The organism is Candidatus Bathyarchaeota archaeon (genome assembly GCA_026014725.1).
Taxonomy (GTDB): Archaea; Thermoproteota; Bathyarchaeia; order Bathyarchaeales; family Bathycorpusculaceae; genus Bathycorpusculum.
Genome location: JAOZHV010000044.1, coordinates 276,539 through 292,985, shown reverse-complemented (window position 1 = coordinate 292,985; position 16,447 = coordinate 276,539). Strand labels below are relative to the sequence as shown.

Sequence of the window (16,447 nt, the reverse complement as noted above, 5' to 3'; positions counted from 1 at the left end):
TGCTCCTCCTATTTGAAAGCTGATAGGTACTCGAGCCTCATTCCCTGTCGTACTAGTTGCTTAATATTTTCTACGGTGCCGATGCTGGCATCTATGTTTCGGTGAACAGGGTGGCTCCACATGCTGTTTGGCGTAAGATTAAACTGCAGTGGAACGTCGAGTTTTATGTTGTATTTTTGGCTTATGTTTGCCATTAGTGTGCCCTTTCTGCAAACTTTTCTAGCGGAAGCGTAACTTTGCAAAAGCTGAGGGGAGGCATACAAGCCTACGCCATGCCAAACCGCAGCGTCTTCAGGTGAACCTAAAGAGTAGAGGAAGAACTGCGGTGAAGAGGGGGTCTCCTCGAAGTTGTAGTTTGCGAGTTTTTCGCCTGGCACTGTAAAGTCGTCGCTGGCTTTTGCAACAGCTACGTCTTTGGGATCAATGTCGTTGGGGTAGAGTTCAGTGTTCTGATATTTGACGTTGACATCTCGCAGTTTGCTGTCGTCAAAGTGGATTTTGCCTCGTGCTGCCCGTTTGGAGCCGTAGCCTTTTTTTGAATGCGGCACCGTTAACAGCGTTGTTCGTTTTGACATGCTTCTTCCCATGCAGGAGTATGCTTCTTTGATGGCGTTGTAGTCGCGGTGGCTCTCACTAATAATATAGTGCAACAAGCCGTCTTTGCCTTCCGTTTGCAGGGTGGAGAGGGGCATACGAAGAGAATACAGTGATAAGTCCATGCCGAAAAGCTTGGAGAGGTCTTCAAGTTGCTTGTGCTTCACGCAGTCAACAAAATCAAGATAGTTACCCTTAGTGCTTTCAAGGTTTTCGCTTATGAACTCAGCCTCTTTTTTTGTGATTAAGGTACCCTCATACTTTTTCACAAAATCCCAATCAACCTTTAGCTGGTCAGTGTTTACGTAAGCGGCGGGAAAAGCACTTTGCCCACTCTCCACTATGGAGTTTTTTAGCGGGTTCATTGAGTACCTGTCAAGTTCAACATCGTCAGTGTTTAGCAGGAAGGGCACGATGTAGCCTTCAGGAGGTTTCTTTAATGCCTCACAAAGCTGAACGATGTCATTTGCATCTGGTTGGTGTAGACCACACTTGGCAAAGTAGTTGGCGCAAACTTCAAGCATACGTGTGCCAATGACGCCCTGAACTTCCTCGACAGTTAACTGGGGGTTCGAATACTCAATTGAGCCTCTCAAAAAAAAGCGGTCATCATCAAACTCAACAAGTTTCTTTTGCCCCTCGTCGCATTGGAATAACATTATTTTTCTTCGAGTCTTTTCTTGCGTGGGGCTCGAAATTGCTTCTGCCAGTACCTTTATGGTTGACCATGAATTATCAAGGAAATCTTTAAGCAGACAAGTACAGTAATCGTCATGTATCAAGGTTTTATCCTCTTTCAAGAGACTCTGCTAAATATATACAATCTTTCGTTGCAACATGTCCTAAAAACATTCGTGCCACCGAGAATTTCTCTGTAAATCCAATATTCACAAGTTTAGAGATAAAGACGTTTTCATTCTTCGACACACAAAGATAAACGCTCAAACCCACCAGTTTACCGAGGACGCATTCGAGAAGTTGTTTGGCTTCATCTAAACGGCCAGGTTGACACACTAAGGGTCCAACCTCAGCCATATTTCCGTAATTTTTAGCTAATACATACCCCACAACCTTGCCTTTTTCTGAGTAAAAGTAGCCAAAATTGCCCTTGGCTAAAACAATTGCTTCCAGTAGTTTGTGCCTGTCCCAACCAAAACAGCACCTATCAAATTCTGCCACTGCTTGCAAATTCTGCGGTGTTACATTGAGCAGATTTTTCTCTATACTCTGAGTGGGTGTTGCTTGCATAACAGCAAAGTCTTCATAATGTTTGAACCCAATGTTGGTATAAAATTTTGTAAGCTGGGGATAAGCGTAAAGCCCTACGGTTTCTATGCCTTTGCCATGAAAATAATCAATCGCATGCTTCACCAATAGGGTTCCTGCACCCTTGTTACGTTCTCCTTCTTTGACGATAAGGTTGCCAAACCAGCCTACGAGGCCATAGCTGATACAGGTAACCATACCCACCCGTTCCGCGCCCTTAACGAGCACAAAGCAACCTTCTGGTTCAAGCGAAGCGATGAACTCAAGGTCTTGTCTGGTCATGTTCCAGTTCATGGTATTTGCAAGCCGCACCGCGAAGGGATAGTCTTCAACGCTCATCACTTTAACTTGAAACATAAAATAAACGAAATAAAACTAACAATTAAGCTTGATTCTTATTTTTGCGATTTAATGTAACAGGTTGTTGCAACAAACACCTTTATGCTTTCAGCAGTATATAAAAATAAGAAGATAATCTTCAGCAGTTTTGATCCAAGAATTATTCTCTAAACAAAACAGAAAGGAGTGAATATTTTTGCAGGCAAAAGGAAACTACTTTGTAATGCGTGTTGTTACTCTTGGAGCAGTTTGGGTACTGTTACTAATGCTTGCAATGTCTTCGTTGACATATCTTTCATCCTTGTTTAGTAATAATCCTGAGAGACATAATATTTCAAGCCTAAGTTGGGCTGGGTATGTTGTTGCAAATGATTTTATTACTCCAGAGTTTGAGGTGGTTGCCATAAACGCTTCGTGGGTTGTACCCACGGTAAACAATTCCAATGGGGCGGGTTATTCTTCAGCTTGGATAGGAATTGGTGGACAATTAGATACAACGCTGATTCAGGTGGGAACAGAACACAACGTCGTAAACGGCCAAGTGACGTATAATGCTTGGTATGAGATGCTGCCTGACTTTGCAATAAAAATAGAAGATATGAGTATTCGCCCACAAGATACTGTTATGGCTTCGCTTACTTTGATTAACCCAGATACTGACGAATGGAGCATACAGATAAGGGATGTTACGAACGGCCAGGGGTTCGGCAAAAACGTCATTTACAATTCCTCGCGCTCATCAGGTGACTGGATTACAGAAAGACCGACGGTGAACCGGCAGATCAGCTCTCTGTCAGATTTTGGAAACGTCACCTTCAAGGACTGTTTTGTGACCATAAATAATGCAACAGGTCGCATAGGCAACTTTAGCTACTCTAAGGTGGATATGATTAACCAGCAGAATTTCAAGTTAGCTTCTGTTTCATCTCTTGGCGGTGATGGCTCAAGCTTCACGGTTAGTTACCAAGCAAGCGGATAGTGATTTAGTGCGCCTGATTCATCTCTTGCTTTTTTAAGTGAATAGCCGCCACTGTGGGTTTAACGTTCTTTTCCTCAACCACCAAGATAATCTGCGATGTGTGCGGTGCGAAAATGCCGCGTTTGATGTTGATGCCTGAGATAGCGCCAATCGCCACTGATGCCACGCCCGGAGAATCCTTCATCTTGTCACCGATGAGTGTGACTACGCCTAAGCCGTATTCGATTTTCATGTCCTCGTCAAAGCCCTTGAGTTTCTCCTCATTCTTCTTGAGAAAGTCTGAGTCTAAGAAGAGAAAGTCGCGGATGCGCTCCCCTGTTTCCAAGGTTTCAGCGCCCAAGTCCATGAAGTCGTTTCTGCGCTCCCAAATCCGCAAGGAATCTTCCAGCGAGTGGCTTTTTTCATCATTCATTGAGACGATGGCACAGCCTGATTTGCCTGCTAGGCACTTTACGACTTCGCCCCCGCTCTCTTCAGCTTGGATTACTGAGCTCATTTTGGGCTCGTCAATGGGCACCACAATCAATGGTTGGCTGAAGCGTCTTGCCATGGCAATGGCGGGGCTCTGCACAATTTTCATCCCCATCATCGAAGCCTTATGCGCCTCGTTATAGGTTAGTGCTTTAACATGTTCGGTTTTTTGTCCCTTGACCACTTTGGGGTCAGCGCTTTGCACTGGCACATCCTTGTAGAGGAGTGTCTGGGTTGCGTAAACATCCTTAAGAATACATGAAACAAAAACCGCAGTCAAATCTGAGCCGCCTCTGCCCAAAATCGTTTCAAGCCCATCTGCAGTGACACCCAAGAAACCTGCCATACAAACAATCTTGCCTTCTTCAAGCGGTTCAATTAGTGAGTGGATTCTTTTCTTGCTTAACTCATAATTGGGTATGGCATCCTCAAAATTGTCGTCAGTAACAACAGGCCAATCCTGAGTTGAGAGGGCGCATGAGTCTAAACCGTTGCTCTTCAAAATATAGTCTGCCAGCTTGGACATGGCGAGTTCTCCGCCGAGCGTGAGGATGCGTGCTTTGATGTTGCCGCTGAAACGCTTGTTAACGTCCTCAAGAGCCGCCTGTGTTTGTGCCTTGTACTTTTCCAAGTCGTCTGCGGCTTGCCTTTGCCATTCCCCTTTAACGTGGCTTTTTGCTAATCTTTGGTAAACTTCAAAAACAGGCTCCAGAGAAAGCGGAGTTCCCTGTGCGTATGATTCGCCGATTCTTATGAGCGTATCTGTGCAGCCTATGGGCGCGGAAAACACGACGACTGGTCCAAAACCGTCTTTTCGGTTAATTTCCTTTATGCGTTTTATGATTTTGGGGATTCTTTTGCCTTCTGTGTCTAGGAGGCTGCCGCCGAATTTTGCTATTGAAAGCGCTTTGATGCCGATTCCACCCTATTAGGAGTTAGCAGACAGAATCTAGCTTTAATAATTTTCTAGTCAAACGACAGTTGTATTCTCGAAGTATTAGTAAATTATATAGCATAACAGCCTGAACTTAGTAAAAGATGGTAAAAATGAATGAAAAAGCGAAATATTTAGCCATACTTCTTCTAGCAATGCTAGTTAGTGCGACTACTAGTTATATAATAAGTTACTCTACTGGTGCGAAAGGTTTAGAAAACCAGCAAGCCTCAGGAATTCAAAGTCCAGACGGGAAAAGAATCGAGCTTCAGACACGGGAAATAATTCTTGATGCAACAGGTCCTGATTATGTCATAGTTGCTATTGCCAAAGCTGTCGACAATCTGACCATTGTTTATCAATATACTTGTCTTAACGGCACAGTGCTTACTGAGAGTATTGATTATGGAAGTTACACTCCCTGTTGGAATGGCGATATAATTAGTCCGGGGATGATTCCCACTCTTAATTTCGGAATACCTCAACACATAATCTCTGCTTCTTCGTCGCTTAAGGGTATAGGAGATATGGGTGGTGTGGAGTGGGACGTTTCACCTCAAGTTGAAGTCATAGACATCTATGGTTACACATAGACACATTAATGGGCTAAAACAACAGTACCGAAATTGGCGCTGTTGCTACATGCAATTAGACGTTACTCTTGCGAACGGTAACATGCCATAATTGACATCGTTAGCTAGTGCTTAGTGAATTTTCTTGCTTGTATCTCCAAAATTTTGTGGCAACTAAAACAACGCGTGAACGTTAATTCAAAACCGTTTAGGATGTCGTAGCGTTTTTGTGTATAAGTTTGCTGTTTGTCATGTTGGCAGTTGGGTTGTATAGTGTAGACTTGTCTTTTTTCTTCCATTGCCTTCTCCCCACTAACCCTTTCGATTTAATCATTAAAAAGACTTTGCAAAAAAGGGTGCCTGAGGCGTTTTAGGGCGCGGCTTTGATGTCTGCTTCAACCTTAACTGGAACTGATTCCTTGTAGATGTAGATTACTGGGCAATTAGCTTCAGTCCTGCGCCAAGCCGCTTCCGCCAGAGCCTTGCGTGCCTTCGAGGAAATGTTGACTTTCATTGTCACAGAGTTTAGTGTGGGCACGTCTGGCGATTTTTCTGCTTCAACTTCAATTTGAATATCGCCGGCTTCAATCTTGCTGTTTTTGCACACATCCGCATAAATTATTACGCCACAGCCCGCCAAGGACATCAAAGCCAACTCTAGAGGGGTTGGTCCTGTGTCATCACCGCCTGAGGCTTTCGGCAGGTCGCAGATAACGCTGTGCCCTCGGCTATTTTCCGCTACTAAACGAGTGTTTTCCAACAATTTTGCACTGGCTTTTATTTTTGCCATTAAAATCACCACTAACAAAGGAAGCGCTACTTTCGATTTAAGAATTCTGCTGTCCACGACTATCTTAATAATTTAGGTATCAAACATGAAGCGTTAAATACCAAAAAACTGCTCTGATAACCCATTAACTCTTGGAGAGTTTGGCTTTGAAAAAGAAGGGTCCAGTATTCATTATTCCTTGGCGATGCACCTACGCATGCGACAGCAACTGTGTGCATTGTGTTTCAGCTGGGAAAATGGCTGTTCCAGACGAGCTTGACACTGCGGATGCCAAAAAGATTGTTGACCAAGTCAACGAGTTCGGCGCATCCTTTTTCGGCATCACTGGGGGGCAACCGTTTCTCCGCAAAGACCTCTTCGAAATGCTTAGTTATGCTACAAGTCTGGGTTTAGGCACCAGCATTATCACTGATGGTCGCCTCATGGATGAGCAAGCCTTTCAACAGATTGTAAAAAACAAGACCAAAATCTCAGTCAGCATTGACGGCGGCAAAAAAACAAACGATGCCATCCGTGGAGAAGGCGCTTACGACGCCGCGGTCTCAGCGATAGAGAAACTCTCCAAAGAAAAATTACTCAACGTTCTCGTCTACACGTTTGCCAACAAAGGCAAAATAACAAACGCAAACGAACAAGACATCAGGCACGTGCTTGACTTAGCCAAAAAATACGACGCACGTTGGGTCGTATTTCACGGCTTCATCCCCTATAGTAGCGATAAAGAAAGCCTCAAAGCAGACCTGACACCCCAACAGTACGAATCGGTATGCAACAAACTCTACGACTTAGCCCAAGAATACAATGGCAAACCAGCAATCAACGTTTACATTCCCTTCTACGCCCGCGTGGCAAAACAGCGAGGCATGCCCGACTTTGACAACTGGTACAACCACTTCTTCCTTGGCAGATGCTTCATGGGCAAATTCTTTAGCGTTGCAGAAAACGGCGACGCCATCCCCTGCAGCTACAATGACGCTTACCGAATCGGCAACATAAAAGACAAAACACTCAAGCAGATTTGGGAGGACATGCAAAACTCAGACATGTTCCAAAAAATCAGAGAAAAAAAATTCAACGGAAAATGCGGAGTCTGCGAATTCCTCGACATCTGCGGAGGATGCCGCTCAGCAGCACTATATTATACTGGTGACATTTTGGGGTCTGACCTACGATGCGCCTACATCCCAACCGCTTTACGAAAATAGTTAAATGCCATAGGTAAAACTGAGTAAATGCTTACTATTACGCTCTATGGGGTTTCTTCTAATTAATAACAAACTTTATAACAAAAATTATTAATATAAAACCCTTGTTAGGTTCAAGTAAGAAGGTTACCAATTGAATAAGAAAATTGTAACTTCAGTTTTCTTGATTTGTATACTTTTTTTTGCATTGCAACGAACTATAAGATCGAAGCAAAATCGCCTGAAAAAATAACGTTTCCTTTGGGACTAAACGTATACTCACCAATCGACAAAACCTATTCTAACCCTATACTCTGCAATATTAGCTTCTATTGTGGGTTAGGTGTACAATGCTCTTTAAATTACAGCATTGATGGTGAATACCAAGATATCATTCGTATGCATTTCCCAGCAGTTTTAGCATTTGATAAAAATTATGTCCTACTAGCATCATTTTTTTTGCCCGAACTTCCGGCTGGTAAACACTCAATAGACTTTGGAATTGAAGAACGACTCTATAATTATTCAGGTGAGCCACCTTCAGATATACCCTTTCAGCGATATACGACTGAAGGTTTCTTATACCCCAATTATGTCGCTTCCTGGGTAAACACTGTTCATTTTACGGTTGATTCAAGTGATTCTGTATTTAACATAACTATGTTATCGATAGATAATAGAACATACAATACAATGAATATCCCTTTGAATTTCTCAATTGATAAGCCTGCAGAATGGATAGCATATACTCTTGATGGAAAAGAAAACGTGACCATCTACGGCAATACGACTCTTAGAGACTTACCCAATGGGCTACATAACAACGATTTATGCGGAGGACAAATATGGTAATGTTGGCACTTCACAAACAGTGATTTTTATGGTGCTAAGCTCGAATACTGTTGATATAACGGTCGCTATTATTACGGTAACAGCGATTGCTTGCATAGGCATAGGTGCAGGTATAATTATTAATCGCAAAAAATTGAAATAATTCTAGCGCGCTTTTTAGCCCATATATTGAAAATGACAAAATTTATAAACAAAAATATGTGATTATCATATTGCTGTGCTAAATGCATTGCGGGCGTGTCACCGCCCAGCCCCCAAGCGAAGGGCAAAAAGAGAACAGGTACCTCCCTTGCAGCATGGGGACAAGACGAATTCGGGTATTTCGAAGAAATTTACATTACTCATCAACGAGGTTTAGGCGGATACTACGATCCGGCTCCCCCATTGGTTCATATGATGGATTGCATGGATGAATGGTATGACCACTATATGGGATATAGAATTTGGTATGATTACAACGAGCCAGTCCCTTGGGATACAGACGACCCTTTCGGCGTAGGTTTTGAATATGAAGTGCAGACTAGTAACGACATTATATATACAGCGGTGGGGCTATATGGAGGAGGCACAACTGACTCGTATTTCCCGTGGCCACCCGCTCCGTACATTATGTGGTTCTGCGAGGGGTCTCTAGCCCAAGTTTACTCTTATCAGTAGGAGAGTTGATATATGGCAATAGTCAGATGCATACCATGTCAGAAATCAGACAGACCGATAACGAAGGTTAAAAATCATAAACTACTCTATTCCATCTTTTCAATATCAACGCTTTTAATAGGTATACTGATTGCTACATTCCTTCTTCCAAACTTTCCAGCAATAGTAGCGTCGCCGCAATCGAATGAACCTAGAACAAGTGCACAGTTAGGTCCACAGTTTGATGTCGATGTAATCTACGCTTATGCAGGCCCCTATGAGTACCCAAGCAATTTTCTCAATGGTACAATGATGGTGAATGGAACAAAGATTAAAATGCAGCCTGCGAGCCTTTATCCAGATATAATCTATTTCAATTTCACGCATAGAGCCGGTGCTGAAAAGGAAAGCGTGGATGCTAAAACTGAAGTTTACCTCGTTGAGATATCATCCGATACAGGGATAACTGAAAGGTTCGTAATATTCTTCGGAACAAACTATAATCCAGATTTTGGAGCTACAAACTCTATTCACCCACCTTCAACTGATAAAATCGATAGCTTAATTGATACAGAAACAGTGCTTAAAAAGACGGGTTTGTTCTATCCCAACATGGTCATAAATGAATCATGCTGGTTCAAAGTTGGAACGCTTGATACCCAAATAAGCCAGCCCAGTGGACTTGGTTTGTGGAAGGCTGGCGAACCCCATTCAATTACTGTAAGACTTCAAAGAATAGGGTGGTTAACATTGACTGGAACGGTTACTTCTAGCATACAAGCAAGCTCGAAAGACATTGTAGAAATCAGCCTAACCAAATCAGGTCAAGGATTCCTATATAACAGTATACCTAAAGAAGCTATGTCACAAACAGACGCTTTCCACCCAATCGACTTGTACAAACCTCTTTCTTAGACAACATTTAAAATTCCCCTTTTTTTGTTCTTCCTTAGTACTCGATTCCTAAGAATATGCATTCTTACAACTAATGGAAGAGAGAAGATTCCAAGAAAGGCTTTATTCTGAGCTAAGTCAATCGCACTTCGAAAGAAAACGCCAAAATAGAGAACCGGAAAGTACAGTAGAGCATGTCGGATAGCGCTATTTTAGCCCATGTATTTAGTATGTTGGTCGATCTTGTTTAAGGATTGCTGCAACGGTTGCAGCTGTTCTGCGTCTGCGTCTAATAACTACTGCGATAGCTAAAACAGCGATCAATACAACTATGACGATGACTATGGCTAACCAAGGTATCGTGGCTGGAGTTATCGTCTGCATGAAGGGTATTTTCACGGTGAAGGCATGTTGGCTCTGAGTGTACACGCAGGAGATAACCCATACATCAGTGTGAGATTTACTGGTAAATGTAACGGGGGTGCCGTCTACGTTTACTTCTACCGTTTGGATATCGACAACGAGGGTTTTTGGAATACAAACATGAAAGTATCCTGTTGTGCTTGAGGTTCCGTTCGTATTGAAGCTGAGTTCTTGTTTTGCATCATTATATGCAAGGTTGGATATGGTTGAGTTTGACACTACCGAGAACTGGTTGCCTGCTAAATCAGGCATCGTCGCTAAATTTGCGGTGGCGTTCATCCAGTGTAGCGTATCGTTTCCGTCCCATTGGGCACTAATCAAGTAATTGCCTGTTGCATTGGGAATCCAAACAGCTTCATAGCCACCGTCAGCGTGAGTTTGAACCAGCGAGAAGTTCTCCCAATTGTTTCCGTCGTCAACGCTGTAGCTAACGTATATGGCGGCACCGCTAATGCCTGTGTTGTTGTAAGTAAGGGTACCTGTTACTTGCACTTTGGGGTTGCTTGCAGAAGCGGTGGTTTTGCAGTCTATTGTTATTGTGGGTTTAGCTGAAGGTTCAGGTCTAGGCGTTGGGACAGGAGTAGGGGTCGGTTCAGGTGGGGGGGTCGGGGTTGGCGTCGGAAAAGGATTGAACGCTTGATAGACCAGTGATATATAGGCAAGACCCTCATCATGGGTTATGGGAAACGCAAGAGAACCTGCGAAAGAGCCACAACTAAAAAGCATTACAAGGGCTATTCCAAGTAACATATAGATACGTATCATGGAGGCACCAACCTAACACTTGTTTTCTTATGATATTCCGAGCGGTGATATTGGACGGCATGGTTATAAATTTTTGCAAATTACAGCAGACAGCCGAGTTTCTAATGGCATTTCATAAATCAGGGTTGTCGTCATTTAATTTGAGAAACCATGGGTGTGTACATCAGGTTCACTTCGCTATGCCTTAGCAACTTAAAAAAGTGAATTTTAAGCAGGTCAGTGACCAGAAAAGCCAGCAGTGCGTACCCCCAAACAAAAGCGGCAAGCCACCAGCCGATGGGACTCATGAAAACACCGTAAACCGCTAATAATGTAGCGAAAACCTGCGTGATTTCAGTCGTAAAGAATAGCTGATTTGAAGGCAACGGGCGGGTCCAAAAATGGTGTACGCCAGTTCTTGCTAAGTAGATTGTCAAGTGCCCAGCCACTGTCATCTTTAAGAAAATAAGCGTTTGCAAAATATCCGCAGGTAAGTGTAATACTTGTATGCCGATTAAGAAAAGCCCAAAACTGCTGAATACCCCAACGGCACCCAGCAAAGAAGCAACAATCAGCACATCACGCATGTTCCATCTCACGGGATTCTCTTGAACTTTCACTTTATCGTAAGCAATCATCATAATAGGCAAATCATTAAGCAACGCCAAAATGACAATCATCACAGCTGTTAACGGATAAAAATTAAACACAATAATAGCAAAAGTCAAGAAAATTAATACCCTGATTGTCTCTGCCATGCGGTAGATAGCATAGTTTTGCATGCGCTGAAAAATCTTGCGACTCTCCTTAAAAGCATCGATTATCACCGAAAGCCCTGGTTTGGTAAGTACCACATCAGCCGCTGATTTTGCTACATCAGTTGCACCTGCCACCGCTATGCCCGCATCTGCCTTCTTTAACGCTGGCGCATCATTGACACCGTCACCAGTCATTCCAACAATGTGACCACGGTCCTGCAGAATCTGAACAATACGGTATTTGTGCTCTGGAAAAACTTGAGCAAAGCCATCCGCGTTATCCACTATACCCTTTACTTCAGTGTCAGGCTTGTCTACAAATGATGAAGCAGTCAAAACGTTGCTTCCAAGATTGACTTCTCTGGAAATTTCTTTAGCAATAGCAATATGGTCACCAGTAACCATCTTGACAGTTACACCCATTTTCTGGGCGGTCTTGATTGTTTCAGCAGAATCCTCGCGCGGTGGGTCATAAATGGCTAATAAGCCAGCAAATTGCCAGTCGCCTTTTTCATTGCCTTTCACAACTCCAAGCGCACGGTAACCGCGATTAGCAAAACTTGTTACAGCTTCATCCACTTGGTTAGCAAATTCAATAGTATTAGAGGCCAAGGAGAGAACGACCTGTGGAGCACCCTTAGAAACTTTAAAGCGGCTACCATCCTTATCCTCAATTGTTGCTTCTGTACGTTTCGAAACAGGGTCAAAGGGTTTGAAGTCCACTACAGCGTATTGACTGAGTTCTTGCTTGACAGCTTGAATAGACTTTGCTTTGTTTAACACTGCATCGTCAATGGGGTCATGGTTTTCTTCTCGGGAAGCCAGTGACGCAAATAAGAGCACATCACCTATTTGGAAGCCATTAAACGTCTTTGCTTCGGCTACGGTTAATTCGTTCTTGGTTATCGTTCCAGTCTTGTCACAACATAATACATCAACGCCAGCCATTTCCTCAATGGAGACGAGTTTGCTTACGATGGCTTCTTTTTTGGCAAGCGCCATAGCGCCAACAGCCAAAGTTACCGTTAAAACAGCGGGCAACGCCACAGGTATGGCTGCAACAGTTAAGACCAACGCAAACTGGACAATTTCAAGCAAGTTTTCCGCGCGGAAAACAGCCGTGATTACCACTGCTGTAACCATGATAGCGGCGAGGGCAATCAGGTAATTTCCGATTTTTATGACAGCTTTTTGGAAGTGGCTTCCTGTCTTTGCCTCTTCGACTAGCTTTGTCGTTTTTCCTAAAAAGCTCGCTATACCTGTTGCAACAACGCAAGCATCCATCTCTCCTTGCCTTACAATTGTCCCTGAGTATGCCAAGTCCGAAACACGTTTTTCCACGGGTAAGGATTCGCCTGTAAGCGCTGATTCATCAAGCAATAAATCATCGCCCTTCATGAGCTTAACGTCAGCTGGAACAATGTCGCCTAAACGTACTCTAACTACGTCGCCAGGCACAAGGTCTCTTGACGGCATCTCACGCCAAACTCCATCCCGTAGCACACGTGCTGTAGGCGCCAATCTTTTCTTTAGCATCCCAATTGCGCTTTCAGCTTTGCGTTCCTGCCAAAAGCCCACAATCGAGTTAACCATCAATAGGGTCAAGATAATGCCGAAGTCTTCCCAATGCTGAATCACCAAAGACAAAACCGCGGCTGCCTCTATCATCCAAGGGATAGGTCCCCAGAAGTAGCTTAGAAATTTTCGAAAGGGACTAATTTTTTTCTCTGGAATTTCGTTATAGCCAAATTTCTGGTATCTTCTCTGTGCTTCTTCGGAAGAGAGACCCGTTTTTAAGTTAAAGTCCAAAGGGCTAGAAGTTTTTTCAGCATCTTGAGAAGACAACAGATAAAACCTTCTATAATTAATAGTTGATTGCTTGATTAATACGCAGTCTTATTCTTAATGTTTACCTAATGCCTTAAACACAAAAATTCGCAAACTGTTTCTCTTTATTTATAGGGATTCCTGTATTTTCTTCAGTTTATCCGCCAGCGATGAAGCATAAGACGCAATCAAAGCCTTCTCAGTCTCGGAAAGCTCTCCATAGGCTTTCAACCTGTCAGGCGCCAAATCGACAAGGATAATCCAAACTTCGTCTAGAGCGGCTGAAATTTCTGCTCTTAAGTTGATTTTTTCAGTTTCTAACTCGAATGTTTCCTTGATCTGCTTGATTTCATTTAGCATTTCAACTATAGCCTCAAGCGCTTTGCATTTTGATTCAGGGCTTATCTTGCCTACCCTGCGGTATGTGATGGTTTGTTCATTTTCGCCTGTTTGCTTTAGAAGCGCCTTTATCCGTTGCAAATTATCTTCTATAATGTAGAGGCTGCTGCTCAAGGCTCGCTCGTGACTTTCGCTTAACTTTGTCACCAAACCACGCCCTGGAAAAAGCTAAGGGTTCCCTATTTTGAAACGTCTTTTGTGTTCTTTTCCAACATCTGCGATGATTTGTTTGAATATGTTAGGCAATTCTGCAGAAGCCAGTGCTTCTTGCGCAGTTAGCCACTTGTACGCGGTTGCTTCTTTAGAGAAGATTAATCTGCCTCCAACAACGTCAACTTTGTAGACGGCGATGATGTGATTGACAGGGTCGTCACCGTTTTCAGTTAAGAAATCCTGATAGAGACCGAGAAATTTAGTTGTAGCAACATGTAAGCCTGTTTCTTCTTCAACTTCACGGACAACTGTTTGCTCTATTGTTTCATTTGGCTTAACGTATCCTCCGGGAAGGACAACCATTTTATGGTAAGGCGCATCGCCTTCAATTATGAACAAGATTCCTTCTTCTTTTCCCTCAATTACAGCATAGGCGCTAACCAAGACCTTGCCTTTGGGCACATCTCGTTGCGAGATCAGCTTTTGGTCGCCTCCGTCACCTTATCTTTGTTTATATCTTTGGTGTTATGTGCAAACTCGGACTTTTGATAAGTTTCTATTGCTTTTACCACTATTTTCACGGCTTCTTCAGCGTTTTTCCATTCCTTTATCTTAGTCCATTTGTGCGGCTCAAGTCTTTTGTAGGTCTCGAAGAATTCTTGAATCTCAATCAACTTGTTTTTTTGTATTTGGGATGCATCCTCAATTCCTTTGAATCTTGCATCGTCAACGAGCACTGAGAGGATTTTGGGGTCAATGCCTTCTTCATCTTCAATTATCAATGCGCCTATTACTCTAACTCTAGCTATTGCACCCACCTCTAATGGCTCATAACTTAATGCCATGATATCTAAAGGGTCGCCATCCGCAGAGAGGGTTTGGGGGACAAAGCCGTACTCAACGGGGAAAACAACTGAGGACGGAATAATGCGGTCTAAAACAAGTACTTCCTGCATTACGTCGTATTGGTATTTGTCTCGGGAACCTCCTACTACCTCAATAACCATGTTGAGGAATTTGGGAGGCTTATCTCCAGCTGGAATTTTTTTCCACAGATTCATTTTTCCACATCACTTTCTTATGGTGTATTTCGGTTTTTAAGTTATCGTAAAGGATGATTTCCTCTTGTTAAGTAAAGAAGAATAACTCCTCCAGATGCCGACAGCACTGCTGCATACGAAAAGGCTACCATCGGCGATATGACTGCCCAAAGCACTCCAACTACAGCGCTGGATGCAAAGTCGCCGACACCCTCAACTGTTTGCAGCACTCCAAAGCCTGTTCCTCTTGATTCAGATAGCAACAGGTCAGCCGCCGCTGTTCCCTCCAGCGTATCTGTGATTGCTGAGAAGAGACCCGCTATGAGGAAAAGCGGTACCAGGAATAAAAAGTCAGGTGTAAGAAAAGCTGTTCCTAGGCAGGCTATGGCAGATATGAAATAACCTGCGGCAAGAATTCTTCGCCTACCTATCCTGTCGCTTAATGCACCTATCGGAAATGAAAAAGCAGCATAAGATCATTTAGAAATTTTATTGTTTTTTCAACGTTTGGAAATTTCACGTTCAGCATGTTCAGGATGGCAAGTCCATAATAGGTGTCTTGTGCACTAGATTCGGTGCCTTGGCAAAAAGTGTAGCCACCGTCGCTGTTCTGACGATTAACTACGTAATCAATGACTTTCTTAACCCAGCCCACGTTACTAAGCCCGGCGTCCACGACCAGCCAGCTACCCAAACCCAAATCAGAAAGCAAAACGCAACGTTTTCCACAATCCACTGGTTGATGTTGTAAAGGGCAGAGGGCTTACTCAACAACAACTACTAGAAATTTTCTCGGCTCAAACGAAAGTGACATTAACCGCTTCTACATAACCGCAAGCATAGTGAACCACTTATGCCAAGTGCAGAAACGCTAGTTCCCTTCATCACCCAAAAAAAGAAGAACGACCAAGAACCAACCATAATCGTAGATAGCCGCGAAGCAAGCAGCGCCCAAAAAATCGTAAAAGGCCTAGTCGAAAAAGGAGTAAACGTCAAGACCGAGGTTCTAGAGAAAGGCGACTACATCCTCTCAGATCAATGCGCCGTAGAACGCAAAACCGTTCACGACTTCGTCTACACGCTTACACGGCGCTACCTCTTCGAGCAGCTGTTTAGGCTAAAAGACGTTTACCCAAAATCGCTGATTGTTCTTGAAGGCTACTTGCCAATAATCTACAAGTTCAGCCACATCCAACCCAGCTCCATCTGGGGAGCAATGTTCAATCTTGCAAAGAACGGCATCGCCATAGTTAACACTGCATCGCAAAAGGAAACCATTGATTTTCTTTACACGGCGGCGAGGCAAGAGCAAATTGTTGAAAAACGAAGTGCAGTTGTGCATGCGTTCAAAAAATGTGATACGCTCTCTGATGCTCAAGTGTATTTTATAGCGAGTTTGCCAAGTGTTGGGCGAGAGAAAGCTACGGCTGTTTTGAATGCTTATCAGACGCCTATGAATGCTTTGATTAATGTGGACGATTGGTCAAAGTCTGTGCAAGGTCTTGGTCCTGTCATTACTAATCGGGTTAAGGATGTTTTAAGTACACCCTACAAGGCGTAACTCAAAAGTATTAAATAAACTGTAACATGAA

General features: G+C 43.3%; 18 protein-coding genes and 1 pseudogene. 8 read left to right on the top strand and 11 right to left on the bottom strand.

What is annotated here, in order from left to right:
* Positions 1–8 precede the first annotated feature (8 nt).
* The gene (locus NWE95_09030) at positions 9–1,394 is read right to left on the bottom strand and encodes a hypothetical protein (GenBank protein ID MCW4004036.1); all 1,386 of its coding nucleotides are present in this window, start codon (positions 1,392–1,394) and stop codon (positions 9–11) included.
* The gene (locus NWE95_09025) at positions 1,381–2,199 is read right to left on the bottom strand and encodes a GNAT family N-acetyltransferase (GenBank protein ID MCW4004035.1); all 819 of its coding nucleotides are present in this window, start codon (positions 2,197–2,199) and stop codon (positions 1,381–1,383) included. Before NWE95_09025 ends, NWE95_09030 begins: the two co-directional genes overlap by 14 nt.
* Before the next feature lie 196 nt (positions 2,200–2,395).
* Between NWE95_09025 and NWE95_09020 the strand changes: the two genes are divergently transcribed.
* Positions 2,396–3,178: a G1 family endopeptidase gene (locus NWE95_09020; GenBank protein ID MCW4004034.1), complete on the top strand. Its 783-nt coding sequence runs from the start codon at positions 2,396–2,398 to the stop codon at positions 3,176–3,178.
* Positions 3,179–3,182: 4 nt separating this feature from the next.
* Here the strand turns inward: NWE95_09020 and NWE95_09015 are convergent, their stop codons facing one another.
* Positions 3,183–4,547: a hypothetical protein gene (locus NWE95_09015; GenBank protein ID MCW4004033.1), complete on the bottom strand. Its 1,365-nt coding sequence runs from the start codon at positions 4,545–4,547 to the stop codon at positions 3,183–3,185.
* A 191-nt stretch (positions 4,548–4,738) separates the two neighbouring features.
* On the opposite strand from NWE95_09015, the gene NWE95_09010 reads away from it, so the two are divergent.
* The gene (locus tag NWE95_09010) at positions 4,739–5,176 is read left to right on the top strand and encodes a hypothetical protein (protein MCW4004032.1); all 438 of its coding nucleotides are present in this window, start codon (positions 4,739–4,741) and stop codon (positions 5,174–5,176) included.
* A 104-nt stretch (positions 5,177–5,280) separates the two neighbouring features.
* Here NWE95_09010 and NWE95_09005 read toward each other — a convergent pair whose 3' ends face one another.
* Positions 5,281–5,454 carry a hypothetical protein gene (locus NWE95_09005; protein ID MCW4004031.1) on the bottom strand — a complete coding sequence of 58 codons (174 nt, stop codon included), beginning with the start codon at positions 5,452–5,454 and terminating at the stop codon, positions 5,281–5,283.
* A gap of 71 nt (positions 5,455–5,525) precedes the next feature.
* On the bottom strand, positions 5,526–5,945 hold the full coding sequence (locus NWE95_09000; GenBank protein ID MCW4004030.1) for an OsmC family protein: 420 nt from the start codon (positions 5,943–5,945) through the stop codon (positions 5,526–5,528).
* A gap of 146 nt (positions 5,946–6,091) precedes the next feature.
* Here NWE95_09000 and NWE95_08995 point away from each other — a divergent pair, with 146 nt between their 5' ends.
* From NWE95_08995 to NWE95_08980, 4 genes are all read left to right on the top strand, one after another.
* A complete protein-coding gene (locus tag NWE95_08995; protein ID MCW4004029.1) occupies positions 6,092–7,150 on the top strand; it encodes a radical SAM protein in 1,059 nt (352 codons plus the stop codon).
* A 378-nt stretch (positions 7,151–7,528) separates the two neighbouring features.
* Positions 7,529–7,981, top strand: coding sequence for a hypothetical protein (locus tag NWE95_08990; GenBank protein ID MCW4004028.1), 453 nt, complete (start codon positions 7,529–7,531; stop codon positions 7,979–7,981).
* A 237-nt stretch (positions 7,982–8,218) separates the two neighbouring features.
* Positions 8,219–8,638 (top strand): hypothetical protein, encoded by a 420-nt coding sequence (locus tag NWE95_08985; GenBank protein MCW4004027.1) that lies wholly within the window; start codon positions 8,219–8,221, stop codon positions 8,636–8,638.
* Positions 8,639–8,650: 12 nt separating this feature from the next.
* Positions 8,651–9,532, top strand: a complete 882-nt coding sequence (locus tag NWE95_08980) for a hypothetical protein (protein ID MCW4004026.1) — start codon at positions 8,651–8,653, stop codon at positions 9,530–9,532.
* Between the two features lie 204 nt (positions 9,533–9,736).
* On the opposite strand, the gene NWE95_08975 is transcribed toward NWE95_08980, so the two are convergent.
* The 6 genes and pseudogenes from NWE95_08975 to NWE95_08950 form a co-directional block, all read right to left on the bottom strand.
* A complete protein-coding gene (locus NWE95_08975) occupies positions 9,737–10,699 on the bottom strand; it encodes a hypothetical protein (GenBank protein MCW4004025.1) in 963 nt (320 codons plus the stop codon).
* 131 nt (positions 10,700–10,830) lie between these two features.
* Positions 10,831–13,281 (bottom strand): plasma-membrane proton-efflux P-type ATPase, encoded by a 2,451-nt coding sequence (locus NWE95_08970; GenBank protein MCW4004024.1) that lies wholly within the window; start codon positions 13,279–13,281, stop codon positions 10,831–10,833.
* Positions 13,282–13,392: 111 nt separating this feature from the next.
* Positions 13,393–13,809: a hypothetical protein gene (locus NWE95_08965; protein MCW4004023.1), complete on the bottom strand. Its 417-nt coding sequence runs from the start codon at positions 13,807–13,809 to the stop codon at positions 13,393–13,395.
* A gap of 21 nt (positions 13,810–13,830) precedes the next feature.
* Positions 13,831–14,259: an NUDIX hydrolase gene (locus NWE95_08960; protein MCW4004022.1), complete on the bottom strand. Its 429-nt coding sequence runs from the start codon at positions 14,257–14,259 to the stop codon at positions 13,831–13,833.
* A 32-nt stretch (positions 14,260–14,291) separates the two neighbouring features.
* Positions 14,292–14,876 carry an inorganic diphosphatase gene (locus NWE95_08955; protein ID MCW4004021.1) on the bottom strand — a complete coding sequence of 195 codons (585 nt, stop codon included), beginning with the start codon at positions 14,874–14,876 and terminating at the stop codon, positions 14,292–14,294.
* Between the two features lie 41 nt (positions 14,877–14,917).
* Positions 14,918–15,316: pseudogene (locus NWE95_08950) on the bottom strand (MFS transporter).
* 119 nt (positions 15,317–15,435) lie between these two features.
* Between NWE95_08950 and NWE95_08945 the strand changes: the two are divergent.
* Together NWE95_08945 and NWE95_08940 are read left to right on the top strand one after the other, a co-directional pair.
* The gene (locus NWE95_08945; protein ID MCW4004020.1) at positions 15,436–15,606 is read left to right on the top strand and encodes a hypothetical protein; all 171 of its coding nucleotides are present in this window, start codon (positions 15,436–15,438) and stop codon (positions 15,604–15,606) included.
* 102 nt (positions 15,607–15,708) lie between these two features.
* Entirely contained in the window at positions 15,709–16,416 is a 708-nt protein-coding gene (locus NWE95_08940; protein ID MCW4004019.1) for a hypothetical protein, read from the top strand.
* The last annotated feature ends 31 nt before the right edge of the window (positions 16,417–16,447 follow it).